The sequence below is a fragment of the Streptomyces sp. NBC_00986 genome (assembly GCF_045162565.1).
In the GTDB taxonomy this organism is placed as follows: Bacteria; Actinomycetota; Actinomycetes; order Streptomycetales; family Streptomycetaceae; genus Streptomyces.
Genome location: NZ_CP108733.1, coordinates 3,121,903 through 3,134,890 on the forward strand (window position 1 = coordinate 3,121,903; position 12,988 = coordinate 3,134,890).

The 12,988-nt window shown below is 70.5% G+C and carries 11 protein-coding genes; 9 read left to right on the forward strand and 2 right to left on the reverse strand.

Annotated elements, in window-relative coordinates; genetic code table 11:
• Positions 1-92: 92 nt before the first annotated feature.
• Positions 93-1,016 carry a homocysteine S-methyltransferase gene (gene mmuM / locus OG504_RS13625; protein ID WP_405990063.1) on the forward strand — a complete coding sequence of 308 codons (924 nt, stop codon included), beginning with the start codon at positions 93-95 and terminating at the stop codon, positions 1,014-1,016.
• On the opposite strand, the gene OG504_RS13630 is transcribed toward mmuM, so the two are convergent.
• Both OG504_RS13630 and OG504_RS13635 read right to left on the reverse strand, forming a co-directional pair.
• A complete protein-coding gene (locus OG504_RS13630; RefSeq protein ID WP_405990064.1) occupies positions 1,006-2,061 on the reverse strand; it encodes a LacI family DNA-binding transcriptional regulator in 1,056 nt (351 codons plus the stop codon). The genes mmuM and OG504_RS13630 overlap by 11 nt on opposite strands.
• A 188-nt stretch (positions 2,062-2,249) precedes the next feature.
• Positions 2,250-3,860 (reverse strand): carboxylesterase/lipase family protein, encoded by a 1,611-nt coding sequence (locus OG504_RS13635; protein ID WP_405990065.1) that lies wholly within the window; start codon positions 3,858-3,860, stop codon positions 2,250-2,252.
• A gap of 272 nt (positions 3,861-4,132) precedes the next feature.
• Between OG504_RS13635 and OG504_RS13640 the strand changes: the two genes are divergently transcribed.
• The 8 genes from OG504_RS13640 to OG504_RS13675 all read left to right on the forward strand — a co-directional run bounded on the left by OG504_RS13640 (position 4,133) and on the right by OG504_RS13675 (position 12,986).
• The gene (locus OG504_RS13640; protein ID WP_405990066.1) at positions 4,133-5,146 is read left to right on the forward strand and encodes a hydroxyacid dehydrogenase; all 1,014 of its coding nucleotides are present in this window, start codon (positions 4,133-4,135) and stop codon (positions 5,144-5,146) included.
• A 120-nt stretch (positions 5,147-5,266) separates the two neighbouring features.
• Complete coding sequence (locus OG504_RS13645) at positions 5,267-6,358, forward strand: LacI family DNA-binding transcriptional regulator (protein WP_405990067.1); 1,092 nt, start codon at positions 5,267-5,269, stop codon at positions 6,356-6,358.
• Between the two features lie 177 nt (positions 6,359-6,535).
• Positions 6,536-7,867 carry an ABC transporter substrate-binding protein gene (locus tag OG504_RS13650; RefSeq protein WP_405990068.1) on the forward strand — a complete coding sequence of 444 codons (1,332 nt, stop codon included), beginning with the start codon at positions 6,536-6,538 and terminating at the stop codon, positions 7,865-7,867.
• Positions 7,868-7,877: 10 nt separating this feature from the next.
• A complete protein-coding gene (locus OG504_RS13655) occupies positions 7,878-8,762 on the forward strand; it encodes a carbohydrate ABC transporter permease (protein ID WP_405990069.1) in 885 nt (294 codons plus the stop codon).
• The gene (locus tag OG504_RS13660) at positions 8,762-9,667 is read left to right on the forward strand and encodes a carbohydrate ABC transporter permease (protein ID WP_033281546.1); all 906 of its coding nucleotides are present in this window, start codon (positions 8,762-8,764) and stop codon (positions 9,665-9,667) included. The genes OG504_RS13655 and OG504_RS13660 overlap by 1 nt, the downstream gene beginning before the upstream one ends.
• Positions 9,664-11,259: a family 43 glycosylhydrolase gene (locus tag OG504_RS13665; RefSeq protein WP_405990070.1), complete on the forward strand. Its 1,596-nt coding sequence runs from the start codon at positions 9,664-9,666 to the stop codon at positions 11,257-11,259. Before OG504_RS13660 ends, OG504_RS13665 begins: the two co-directional genes overlap by 4 nt.
• Before the next feature lie 180 nt (positions 11,260-11,439).
• On the forward strand, positions 11,440-12,504 hold the full coding sequence (locus tag OG504_RS13670) for a LacI family DNA-binding transcriptional regulator (RefSeq protein ID WP_405990071.1): 1,065 nt from the start codon (positions 11,440-11,442) through the stop codon (positions 12,502-12,504).
• Between the two features lie 38 nt (positions 12,505-12,542).
• Complete coding sequence (locus tag OG504_RS13675; RefSeq protein ID WP_405990072.1) at positions 12,543-12,986, forward strand: hypothetical protein; 444 nt, start codon at positions 12,543-12,545, stop codon at positions 12,984-12,986.
• Positions 12,987-12,988: the final 2 nt, after the last annotated feature.

The following is a 12,988-nucleotide window of genomic DNA, read 5'->3' on the forward strand; positions in this document are numbered from 1 at the left end:
CAGAAATCCCCTAGGTATTCCACATTCCGGGCATACCGTTCGCCAGCTGGACGGATATACGGCCCCGCGGCCCTATCGACTAGCGTCGAGACATGACCAGCGACACCGCCCCCCTCCTCGCCGACGCCCTCGCCGCCGGGACGCTCGTCCTCGACGGCGGGCTGTCCAACCAGCTCGGGGCGGCCGGGCACGACCTGAGCGACGAGCTGTGGTCGGCGCGGCTGCTCGCCGACCAGCCCGAGGCGATCGCCGAGGCGCACCTCGCGTACTACGAGGCGGGCGCCGACGTGGCGATCACCTCCAGCTACCAGGCCACCTTCGAGGGCTTCGCGAAGCGCGGGATCAAGCACGACCGCGCGGCCGAACTCATCGCCCTGAGCGTGGAGTTGGCCATCGACGCGGCGGTGGAGGCGGGGCGGCGGGGCAGCGAGCGGCCCCTCTACGTGGCGGCCTCGGTCGGACCGTACGGCGCGATGCTCGCGGACGGCTCCGAGTACCGGGGCCGGTACGGGCTGAGTGTGGCCGAGCTGGAGGCCTTCCACCGGCCGCGCCTGGAGGTGCTGGATCTCGTCGGGCCCGACGTGCTGGCTTTCGAGACGATCCCGGACACCGTCGAGGCCGAGGCGCTGCTGCGGGCGGCGCGCGGGCTGCGGACGCCCGCCTGGCTGTCGTACTCGATCGCGGGCGACCGCACCCGCGCCGGGCAACCGCTGGAGGATGCGTTCGTGCTCGCCGCCGAAGCGGACGAGGTCATCGCGGTCGGCGTCAACTGCAGTGCCCCGGAGGATGTCGAGGGCGCGGTCGAGATCGCGGCCCGTGTCACCGGCAAGCCCGTCGTCGTCTACCCCAACAGCGGTGAGACCTGGGACGCCGACGCCCGTGCCTGGACGGGCCGTTCCACCTTCACCGCCGAGCAGGTGGAGGGGTGGCGGGCGGCCGGCGCGCGGCTGATCGGCGGGTGCTGCCGGGTGGGGCCCGAGGCGATCACATCCATCAGGCAGACGCTCACCCAGTGATCGCCGCGATCGAGTCCCGCACCACCACATGCGTACCCAGCAACAGGTGCTCGTCCGGTGACTCCGCTGTGCGGCCCAGCGCGGTGCGTACGGCGAGGCGGCCCAACTCCTCGTAGGGGACGTGCACCGTGGTCAGGGCCGGGTACAGGTCGCGGGCGAACGGAATGTCGTCGTAACCGGCCAGCGAAACATCGCCGGGGACGTCCAGGCCCGCCTCGTGCAAGGCGGTGAGCGCGCCCGCGGCGACCATGTCGGTGGCGGCGACCACGGCCGTGAACTCCAGTTTCCGGCTCAGGGCGTGGCGCATCAGGCGGCGGCCCGAGTCGCGGGTGAAGTCGCCGTGGAGCAGGAGGTCCGGGTCGGGTTCGAGGCCCCGGGCGCGGTGCGCGGCGAGGTAACCGCGTTCACGGCCCTGCGCGGTCGCGTGGTCCGGCTTGCCGCCGAGGAACAGGACGCGCTGGTGGCCCTGGGCCAGGACGTGCGCGACGAGGGCGTAGGCGCCGCCCTCGTTGTCGTACTCGATGACCGTGACCGGTGCGCCCGGACCGAGCGGCGGCCGCCCGCAGAGCACGAGCCGCGATCCCGCCGCCGCGAGCGAGTCGGCGATACGGCGGGTGCGCTCGCGGTACTCGGGGGTGTCCGCGGTGCCGCCGACGAGGATCACGGCGGCGGTGCGCTGGGCGCGCATGGTCTCGATGAAGTCCAGTTCGCGCTGGACGTCGCCCTCGGTGCTGCACACCAGGCAGAGATGGCCGAGCCGGGTCGCCTCGCGCTCCACGCCGTGCGCCATCAGGGCGAACGACGGTCCCGTGATGTCCTCCAGGACGAAGGCGAGGGTCGGCGTCCCGACGCCCGCCACGGCCTTTGCCCGCGCGTCGGCGACGTAGTCCAGGTCGCGGACCGCCCGCAGCACGCGCGTGCGGGTCGCCGTGCTCACCGGGTACTCGCCGCCGAGCACCCGCGACACCGTGGACGCGGACACCCCGGCGCGGGCCGCCACGTCCCGGATGGTGCTCCCGCTCGCGTCCTGGCTCTTCCTGGTCATGTACCGCCTCGCCCCTCCCCGGCCTGTGGCAACGCTCCGGCAACCGGTTCCCTGCGCGGAGAGTAGCAGCGGGCGGCGCTCGGGAGGAGGGGCGTGCGTCGGCCAATTCGCCTACGTCAGCACGGCAGTTGTCGGGAGCTGTCGGCAGTCGCCGTTGAGCAACCGGTTTCTGTCCCGTACGGCCGCCCTCACGACGACCGCCGCACATCCCCCGTCCGCCGCAGCCGCCGTACGACCGACCGCAGCTCGGTGGCGCTCCGCACGGGCGGCGCGCCCTCGCCCTCGGCCGGAACCGCCGCTTCCTTCGCCTTCGCCACGGCGTCGGCCGCCCACAGGGCGAACTCGGGGTCGCGTGGTCCGTGCGCGACGTACGGCTCGCCCTCCCCGAAGATGCGTACCGGGTGCGTGTCGTCCCAGGCCTGCCACCCGGGGTCACCGTCCGCGGCGAACCGCACCCACGCCCCGTGCATGGCGTCGGCGAGTGCCTGGGGTGCGCCCTGACCGGCGAGTTTGGCGGACTCGGGGATCTCGCCCGTGTCGAAGACGAAGCCGAGTTCGAGGGCGTGGCAGGAGCCGAGGTCGGGGCGGTTGGAGGGCCAGGCGAACTCGTAGACGTGGGCGGTGCCGGGGCGGGCGTCGGCGAGGCGGTGCAGGGGGTAGCGGAGGAGGTGGTCGGTGACGAGCTGGCCGACGGTCTCGGCGGTGCCGGCGCCGGGGTGCAGGGCGCGGTAGCCGCGCGGGACCTCGACACCGCAGTGGCAGCGGGCCATCGCGCCGGCCAGGGCGACCGCGCCGAGCCGGTCGACGCGCTCGTGGAGGCCGCCGGGGACCAGCCACAGCCGGTACTCGTCGCGGGTCCAGCCCAGCATCAGGTCGACGCCCCGGCCCACCTCGCCCTCGACGAGCGCCTCCAGCGGATCACGGGGCACGAGGTCGCCGTCGATGACGATCCCGAACGTGGGTCCGCCGAGCACGGGGCTGCTGAGTCTGCCCACGTCGGCCTGGGTGCGGAGCAGGAGTTCCCGGTCGACGGCGGCGAAGGCCTCGGCGGTGGCGGGGATCTTCAGCCGGGTCGCCATCCGGCGCACCATCCGCCGTACCTTGTCGCGGTCGAAGGCCTCCGGGGGTCCGCTCTGCAGGACGGCCCGGCGCACCAGCCCCTGGGCCTGCGGGGCGGCGATCAGGGCGCCGATGCTGATCGCGCCGGCGGACTGGCCGAACAGGGTGATCCGGTCGGGGTCGCCGCCGAACGCCGCGATCGACTCGTGCACCCAGCGCAGTGCGGCGAGCTGGTCGCGCAGGCCGGGGTTGGCGGGGGCGTCCGGGAAGAGGCCGTAACCTTCCACGCCCAGGCGGTAGTTGACCGAGACCATGACGACGCCGTCGCGCGCGAAGGCCTGTCCGTCGTAGACGGGGACGGCCGACGAACCCCGGGTGAGCGCGCCGCCGTGCAGCCACACCATGACCGGGAGCCGGGCGCCCGGGCCGGGGTCCGGGGTCCACACGTTGAGGTTGAGACAGTCGTCGCCGGGCACGACCGGGTCGGAGAGCAGTTTCGCGAAGGCTTCGGAGTACGGCGGTTTCGGCGCGGTCGGGCCGAAGGCGAGCGCGTCGCGGACCCCGGTCCAGGGCTCGGGCGGAACGGGCGGGCGGAACCGGTGGGGGCCGATGGGGGGCGCCGCGTAGGGGATGCCCCGGAAGACCGCGATCCCGTTCTCGTGCCGGCCGCGCACCGCCCCGTAGGGGGTGCCGACCACGGGGCCCGTCTGCTCTGCCGTCTGCGTCACCGTCGCCGTCATCTGCCCACCAGCTCCTCACCACGCTCGTGAACCATGCTCATCAGAGCATCACACCGCGCCCGGCTATTCCGGCGGACGAACTCCGCTGGACGGGTCACGCCGCGCGAAATCACCTGCCTCCGGTCCCGGAACCGATCGAAATATTTCCGCGCTCGGGGTCCCTCCTCACCGATTGACCCCCGCTCCACAGCAGATCTACGGTAGAAGACGTTTTCAGAAAACGTTTCCGACCTCGTTCCCACGTCGTACTCACGCCGCACTACTGGAGGGTCATGCCCAGCGCCCAGCCGCCGAGGGCCGTGTTCGCCATGGATCCGGTGCACCTGCCCCTGCTCTTCCCCCCACCCCTGATGGACCGGCTCCGGCAGACCGCCGAGATCGAACCAGGCCTCGTCGTACGGGACTTCGGCGCACCCGAGGCTGCCCGGGCCCTGGCCGAGGCCGAGGTCCTGATCACCGGGTGGGGCTGCCCGCACCTCGACGCCGACGCGCTGGCGGCGGCACCCCGGCTGCGGACCGTGCTGCACGCGGCGGGCTCGGTCCGTTCGCTGGTCGGCGAGGCGCTGTGGGAACGCGGGGTGACCGTCTCCAGCGCGGTCACCGGCAACGCGCTCCCGGTCGCCGAGTACACCCTCGCGATGATCCTGCTGGCCGGGAAGGACACCTTCGCGCAGCGGGACCGCTTCCGGGACACGCACACGTACCCGACGCCCGCCGAGACCGCGCCGATCGGCAACCTCGGCCGCCGCGTCGGCGTCATCGGCGCCTCCCGGGTGGGCCGCCGGCTGCTGGAGCTGCTGCGGCCGTACGACTTCGAGGTCCTGCTGCACGACCCCTACGTCAGCGTCACCGAGGCCGCCGTGCTGGGTGCCGAACTCCTGCCGCTTGACCACCTGTTGAGCGGGAGCGACATCGTGAGTCTGCACGCTCCCGACATCCCCGAGACACAGCGCATGCTGGACCGCGGGCGGCTCGCCCTGATCCGGGACGGCGGGGTGCTGATCAACACCTCCCGGGGTGCGCTGATCGACCACGAGGCCCTCACCGACGAGCTGCTGTCGGGCCGACTGACGGCGATCCTCGACGTCACCGAACCCGAGCCGCTGCCTCCCACGTCCCCGCTGTACCAGCTCCCCAACGTCTTCCTCACCCCGCACATCGCGGGCTCCCTCGGCAACGAACTGGCGCGCCTCGGCTCCATCGTCGTCGACGAGCTGGAGCGCCTCGCCGCAGGCCTGCCACCGGCCCACGAGGTACGGCACGCGGACCTGGCCCGTGTCGCCTGATCCGCGCCGTCCACAGGCCGCCGCACCGGGAACGACCTTGGGATACGGTTTCCGGACCGGCGCGGGAGCAGGCCCCGGGGCGCCCGGCGGGAACGCGGTCATGGTGAAGGAGTCGCTACGGTGAGTCAGCGCAAGGCGTCGGGCGACATCGGCCGGGCGACGATCCGGGACGTGGCGGAGCGCGCCGGGGTCTCCGTGGCGAGCGTCTCGCGCGTGCTGTCCGGCAACTACCCGGTGTCGGAGGAGCTGCGCCGCCGGGTGATGAAGGTCGTCGGCGACCTGGACTACGTCACCAACGCGCACGCCCGTTCCCTGGCCGGCGGCGGTACGCCCACGGTGGCCATCCTCATCAACAACATCACCGGCGCGGCGTTCGCCCACGTGGCCAAGGGAGTTGAGGGCGCGGCCACACTGCGCGGCTGGCTCTCCCTGGTAGGCACGACCGGCGACGACCCGGAGCGCGAGCTCGCACTGGTCAACCTCATGCGCCAACAGGGCGTCGCCGCCGTGGTGTTGCTCGGCGGGGCGTACGACGTCGACGAATACCAACTCCGCATGGCCCGCTTCGCCCGCTCCCTCGACGCGGCGGGCTCACACCTCGTGCTCGTCGGCCGCCCGCCGCTGGAGGGCGACGTCCCGGCGACGACGGTCGACTACGACAACGAGGGCGGCGCCTACGCCATGGCCAGCCACCTCCTCTCGGCGGGCCACCGCCGAGTCCTGGTGCTGCCCGGGCACGCCGAACTCACCACCGCCCAGGGCAGGTTGAGGGGTGCGCAACGGGCCTTCGAGGCGTACGGCGTGCCGTTCGACCCGGGAATGGTGCGGCACGGGCCGTACGACTACGAGCACGGGTACGAGGCGGTGGAGGACACCCTGAAGGAGGGCGCGGACTTCACCGCGGTACTGGCGGGGACCGACGTGGTCGCCGCGGGCGCCATGCAGGCGCTGCGCGCGGCGGGTCTGCGGGTACCGGAGGACGTGTCGATCGTCGGCTACGACGACATCCCGCTGGCCTCCCAGCTCACCCCCCAACTCACCACCGTGCACGTCCCGTACGAGGAGATGGGCCGGGTCGCGCTGCGCGCGGTGGCGGACCGGCGCGAGGGCGGCGGCACGGGCCGGCGCAGAAGCAGCGACGGCGACCATCTGGTCCTGGGCACGCATGTCGTCGTACGGAACTCGGTACGGCCGCCCACGCGACGCGATTAGACGCTCCAGAAGATCCTTCGTTACGTAACCGGTTTCCCTTAAAACTCCCTGGCCAGATGAGGTCTGTCCAGGGACGTCGAAACAAGTTGCTGCACACCTCTTGCTCCGAACAGTGCACCCTGCCTACCTTCACGGCAACCGGTTTCTACCTCTTCTCTTCCGAAGGAACACGGTCTGATGAACTTCACCAGCCCCCGGAGAAGGTTCGCTCGTGCAGCCGTCGCGGGTCTCGCGCTGACGGGTCTGCTCTCCGCCTGCGGCGGATCCGGCTCGGGAGACAAGACGTCTTCCGGTCCGGTCACCCTCCCCTTCTGGGGCTGGGCCAACGGGCAGGACGCGGTCGTGAAGGCGTTCAACGCCGCTCACCAGGACGTCAAGCTCAAGTACACCAAGGTCACCGACCAGTTGACGATGCAGAAGCAGCTGACCAACGCGGTCAAGGCCGGCAACGCGCCCTGCCTGGTGCAGAACACGGCGGAGTACGTGACCACCTGGGTCTCGCAGGGCGCGCTCGCCGACATCTCGAAATACGTCTCGGCCGACAAGGCCAAGTTCAACGCGGGCTCGTGGGCCAGTGCGCAGGTGCAGGGCAAGTCCTATGGCGTGCCGACCAGTTCGGCCCCCGCGTTCACGATCTACCGCACCGACGTCTTCAAGAAGTACGGCCTCAAGGCGCCGACGACCTGGGACGAGTTCATCGCCGCGGGCAAGGTCCTGAAGAAGCACGGCGTCAAGATCACCAACTTCGCCGGTGAGGACCCCAGCACGCTGGAAGTCCTCTCCATGCAGGCGGGGGCGCACTGGTACGCCATCGACGGCAACTCCTGGAAGGTCGACTTCCAGGACGCGGGCAGCCTCAAGGCGGCTCAGGTGATCCAGGACATCATCGACAACGACCTCAACTCCAAGCTCTCCTTCGCGGACTACGCGGCCGTACAGCGCAACTACGACAACGGTGGCACCGCGACCCGGCAGATCTCCACCTGGCAGATGGCGGGCATGGTGCAGAACTTCACCAAGTCCGACGGCCAGTGGGCGCTGGCGCCCTGGCCGACGTTCACGGGCGAGGCAGCCAAGACACCGGCCGGGACGAACCAGAGCGGTGGCGTCACGCTGGTGACCAAGCAGTGCGGGCACCAACAGCAGGCCGCCGAGGCCGCGTTGTGGATGTCGACCAACACGGGTGCGGTGAAGACGATGGCGAGCCCGACCACCGGCAACGGTGTGATGCCGGCGCTGGCCGACAGCAACGCGTACGTCGCCGAGTCGATCTCGGACAAGCTGCTCGGGACGAACTACGAGCCCGCGAAGCAGGTCGTCACCGACAGCCTGAACACGGTCACCTCGGACTGGGTGTTCGGCCCGGACTGGACCGCGATGTTCACCGAGCTGCAGACGGGCTGGGCGAAGGTGATGAACAAGCAGGAGGAGGTCACCGATCTGCTGGCGCACATGCAGGAGTGGACGGTCAAGGACCTGAAGTCCCGCGGTATCAGCGTCAAGGGCTGAGGCAGCGCCGATGATCCGCTCCCAGCGCTGGAAGGGTGCCGCGTTCACGGTGCCCTTCCAACTCGGTTTCGTCTTCCTGTACTTGATACCGATCGGGTACGCCGTCTACGAGTCGCTGTTCGTGGAGCACCAGTCGGGGCTCGGCCTCGGCGGCTCCACGCAGAGGTTCTCCGGCCTGGACAACTACCAACAGGGCCTGACCGACTCGGTGTTCATGAACTCGGTGCTGCGCGTGGTGCTGTTCGCGTGCGTGCAGATCCCGGTGATGCTGCTCGTCAGCCTGCTGCTGGCACTGTTCCTGGACGCGCTGTCCTCGAAGGTCGCGGGCCGCTTCCGGATCTTCCTCCTCGTGCCGTACATGATCCCCGGAGTGGTCGCGGCGATCGTGTGGATCAACCTCTACAGCCCGGACGTCGGCCCGTTGACGCCGCTGGGCAAGGTGTTCGGGCTGTCCTGGAACTTCTTCGCGCCCTCGATGGTCTGGCCGTCCATCGGCAACCTGCTGACCTGGCACGGCATCGGCTACAACATGGTGATCATCTACGCGGCGCTCCAGGGCGTGCCCCGCGACCTCTTCGAGGCGGCCCGGCTGGACGGCGCCTCCGAGTTCCGGGTCGCGACGAGCATCAAAATCCCTTACGTACGGGGCGCGTTGGTGCTGACCGGGATGCTCTCGATCATCCAGATGCTGCAGATCTTCAACGAACCGGCGCTGTTCCGGAACGTCACCCCGCAGACGGTGAACGACAGCTTCACGCCCATCATGATCATCTACAACCAGGCGTTCAACGCGGGCAACTACCACTACGCGGCGGCCCTTTCGGTCCTCCTCGCCCTCATCCTCGGCGTCGCCTCCTTCCTCTTCTACCGGCTCACCGCGAAGGAGGCCGACTGATGACCCTCACCGAAGAACGCCGGAACGCCCATCAGGTCCGGCGCCTCAACAAGCCCGATCCGGCGGCCCGTTCACGCGGCGGCCAGCGTTTCCTGCTCGTCGGTCTGGTTCTGGCCAGCGCCTACAGCCTGTTCCCGGTGTGGTGGCTGATCGTCGCCGCGACCAAGGACCGCACGGGCCTGTACCAGAGCAACGGCCTGTGGTTCTCCGGCATGCACCTGTGGGCGAACGTGCGTCAGGTCTTCACCTACGAGAACGGCATCTTCCTGCGCTGGACCGCCAACTCGTTCCTCTACGCGGGAGTCGGCTCCCTCGGCGGCACGCTCATCGCCCTCGCGACGGGCTACGGCCTCGCGCGCTTCGAATTCCCGGGCCGCAACGCGGTGTTCGCGTGCGTGGTGGGCTCGTTCCTGATCCCGATCGCGCTGCTCACGCTCCCGCTGTACCTGATGTTCTCGAAGATCGGCCTGGTCGACACCCCCTGGGCGATGCTGATCCCCTGCCTGATCAACCCCTTCAGCGTCTACCTCGCCAAGGTCTACACGGAGGCCACGGTCCCCTTCGAACTCCTGGAGGCGGCACGCCTCGACGGCGCGGGCGAACTCCGCATCTTCTTCAGCATCGTGCTGCGGATGATGACGACGGGCGGCGCGACGGTCTTCCTCCTGGCCTTCGTCAACACCTGGAACGCCTTCTTCCTCCCGCTGACCGTGCTGCGCGGCGAGGAGAACTGGACGCTCAACCTCGGCCTCTACAACTGGTCCGGCAAACGCATGGAGTCGGGCGTCGACCTGACGAGCCTGGTCCTCACCGGCGCGCTCCTGTCGATCGTCCCGATGGCCGTGATGATGGTGGCGATGCGCCGCTACTGGCGCACCGGGGTCACCCTGGGAGCCCTCAAGTGACCTTGCTGCACAACCCTGTTGTCCGCGGTTTCGCCCCCGACCCCTCGATGGTCAGGGTCGGCGACTGGTACTACGTGGCGACCAGTTCCTTCGAGTGGTTCCCCACGATCCCGATCCACCGCTCCCGCGACCTGGCCGACTGGCAGTACGCGGGCCACGTCCGGGGCGCGGTCCCCGGCGACTCCCTGGCCGGGGTCCCCGACTCGGGCGGCATCTGGGCACCCTCGCTGAGCTGGGACGGCGAGCGCTTCTGGCTGACGTATGCGATCGTCCGCTCGGTCGGAACCCCGTACTTCGACGCCGACACCTACGTCACTACGGCCTCGGACGTCAGCGGAAAGTGGGCTGCCCCGCGGCGAGTCGCGAGCCACGGTTTCGACCCGGCACTGTTCCACGACGAGGGCCGGCTGTGGCTGCTCAACCTCCAGAACGACTGCCGCCCCGGCGGCCGACGCTTCGCGGGCATCGTCGCGACCGAACTGGACCGCGACACGCTCACCCCGATCGGCCCGACCCATCTGCTGCTCCAGCACGAACGGCTCGTCGAGGGGCCGAAGTTGGTGCGGCGGGGCGGCTGGTACTACCTGCTGCTCGCGGAGGGCGGCACGGGGTTCGAGCACGGGGTGCTGGTGGCGCGCAGCCGTACGATCACTGGTCCGTACGAGGTCGACGACCGGCCCCTGTTGACGTCCCGGGACGATCCATCGGTGCCGCTACAGAAGGCGGGCCACGGCGAGCTGGTCGAACTGCCGGGCGGGGACTGGGTGTTGAGCCATCTGGCGGCGCGGCCGGTACAGACACCGGAGGGGCCGCGCTGCACGCTGGGCCGAGAGACGGCGATCCAAGCCGTGACGTGGGATGAGGACGGCTGGCCGAGACTACGGCAGGGCGGCCGGCATCCGGCGGTCGAGGTGGACGTACCGACGCGTCCCGCCCCACTCACCCAAGTTCCGAATCCAGAGGGCCCGTTGGGCCGGCCGTGGAGCAGTCCGCGTGCGTACCCGGACTCGTCCTGGGCGGACACCACCGCTCGCCCCGGTTGGACCCGGTTGCGCGGGCGGCACGGGCCGGAGTCGCGGTGGGCGCACAGTCTGCTGGCCCAGCGGATCACGGAGCACCGCGCGGAGGCCGAAGTCACCGTCGACGCACGGCCGTTGACGTTCACGCAGGCGGCGGGGCTGGTGCTCTGGTACGGCGCCGAGGCGTATCTGAGCCTGCATCTGACGTGGTCGGAGCCCGAGGGCGAGGGGCAGCGCGGGCAACAGTGGCAGGACGGCGGCGGGCGTACGGTGCTGAGCCTCGTGGAACGGGACGAGGGCGGCACCCGTCAAGTGGCCGTCGTCGAGGTGGATGTGCGTGCTCCGGTGACGTTGGGGGCGACGGTCGAGGGTGCGGATGCCCGGTTCTGGTACGTGCGGGAGGGCGCGCGGACGCCGGTCGGGCCGGTGCTGGACTTCAGTCGGCTCTCCGACGACCACGGGTCGCGGCTGCGGTTCACCGGCGCGATGGCCGGCATCCATGCCTGGGACCTCGTCGACGCCGAGTTCACCGCCGATTTCACCCGCTTCCGCCTCGACTGCCCGCCCGGCTGACCTGTTCGGGGTTTCGAAAGTCCGGGTCGGCGTCATCACGTGAATTCCCTGGTCTTCCCGCCGTGTTGACGCGCACCTATCGTAGGAAGCGCTTTCTGGACGGCTGGTGGCCGGGCCGGGGAAGCAGCGCTGGTCGGAAACTTTCGATGGCCCTCGGGCGGGCTGGAGAGGCGGTACCCGATGGTCCGTACGGGGAGCGCGAGCGTGACGGCAGGGCCGACGCTGGCGGTCGTGGCCCGGGAGGCGGGGGTGTCCGTGCCGACGGCGTCCAAGGTGGTCAACGGCCGGGAGGACGTGGCGCCGGAGACACGGCGGCGGGTGACGGAGGCGCTGGAGCGGCTCGGGTATGTGCGCAGGCCCCGGTTCGACGCGGGCAAGGCGCCGGGGATGGTCGACCTGGTGGTGCACTCGCTGGAGAGTTCGTGGTCGGGGGCGGTGCTGCACGGGGTGGAGGAGGCGGCGTACGAGGCCGGGCTCGAGGTGGTGGTCTCGGCCGGGCTGACCCGGACGCGGGCCGACCGGCCCGAACGGGGCTGGCTGGACAAGCTGGTTGGCCGGGGTTCGTCCGGAGTCCTCTTCAATCTGGCGGAGTTGACGCCGTCCCAGTACTCCTGGCTCGACCAGCACCGCATCCCGTTCGTGATGATCGATCCCGTGCACGAGCCGCCGCCGGGCGTGGTGTCGGTCGGTGCGGCCAACTGGCAGGGCGGGGTGACCGCGACCGAGCATCTGCTCGCCCTGGGCCACGAACGCATCGCCGTCGTCGCCGGCCACCGGCACAAGATGTGCAGCAGCGCCCGGGTCGCCGGCTACCGCTCCGCGCTCGCCGCCGCAGGCGTACCCGCGCGCCCCGAGTACATCCGCCACGGCGGCTTCGACCAGGCCATGGCCCGCACCCGTATGCGCGAACTCCTCGACCTGCCCGAGCCGCCCACGGCTGTCTTCGTCTGTTCCGACCGGATGGCGCTCGGTGTCTACGAGGCCCTGGCGGAACGGGAGTTGGGCATCCCGGAGGACATCAGCGTGGTCGGTTTCGACGACCTTCCCGAGTCCCGCTGGGTGACTCCGGCGCTCACCACGATCCGGCAGCCGCTGTCGGAGATGGCGGCCACGGCGCTGCGGTTGCTGGTCCGGCTGATGGACGGGGACCGGCCGGAGGGGACGCGGACGGAGTTGTCGACGCGGTTGGTGGAGCGGGCGAGTACGGGGGCGCCGGGCGGCCGGTACGCCGACCGCAGAGCGTGACCGTGGCTGCGGGGACCGGCGGTCGGTAGCCTGCCGGTATGGCCAGGTCATCGGACAAGCAGCAGTTGATCGCGGACGGCTTCGAGCCCACGTACGTGGACCTGGAGTGGTACGACGGGCCGCGCAAGGGACTCGCGCTCGTCGATGGAGTGCCGCACTACTACGAGGGTTGGGAGTACGACCACTCCGACGAGCCCGACGAGTACGCCGTGTGGCCCGCGAGCGAGGCGGCGGTGGCGATGGAGCGCGAGCAGTGGGCGATCTACGTCAGGTACGAGATCTCCGATGCCGGGCTGGAGGAGCATCCGGGGCACGGAGGGGTCAACGCCCGTTACGACGAACTGCAGTTGCTCCTGGAGCCGCACCGTCAGGAGCCCGACGGTGCTCGTCGGCTCGTGGGTGAGATTCGGTTCGACGACGGGGACGACCGCTACCGGTTCGACGGGGTCGACCACTGGTTCCGGTGGCGCCCGGTCAGGTGAAG

Coding starts and splice junctions, on each gene's coding strand:
- mmuM (WP_405990063.1), top strand. CDS start 93: ATGACCAGCGACACCGCCCCCCTCCTCGCCGACGCCCTCGCCGCCGGG.
- OG504_RS13630 (WP_405990064.1), bottom strand. CDS start 2,061: ATGACCAGGAAGAGCCAGGACGCGAGCGGGAGCACCATCCGGGACGTG.
- OG504_RS13635 (WP_405990065.1), bottom strand. CDS start 3,860: ATGACGGCGACGGTGACGCAGACGGCAGAGCAGACGGGCCCCGTGGTC.
- OG504_RS13640 (WP_405990066.1), top strand. CDS start 4,133: ATGCCCAGCGCCCAGCCGCCGAGGGCCGTGTTCGCCATGGATCCGGTG.
- OG504_RS13650 (WP_405990068.1), top strand. CDS start 6,536: ATGAACTTCACCAGCCCCCGGAGAAGGTTCGCTCGTGCAGCCGTCGCG.
- OG504_RS13655 (WP_405990069.1), top strand. CDS start 7,878: ATGATCCGCTCCCAGCGCTGGAAGGGTGCCGCGTTCACGGTGCCCTTC.
- OG504_RS13660 (WP_033281546.1), top strand. CDS start 8,762: ATGACCCTCACCGAAGAACGCCGGAACGCCCATCAGGTCCGGCGCCTC.
- OG504_RS13670 (WP_405990071.1), top strand. CDS start 11,440: ATGGTCCGTACGGGGAGCGCGAGCGTGACGGCAGGGCCGACGCTGGCG.
- OG504_RS13675 (WP_405990072.1), top strand. CDS start 12,543: ATGGCCAGGTCATCGGACAAGCAGCAGTTGATCGCGGACGGCTTCGAG.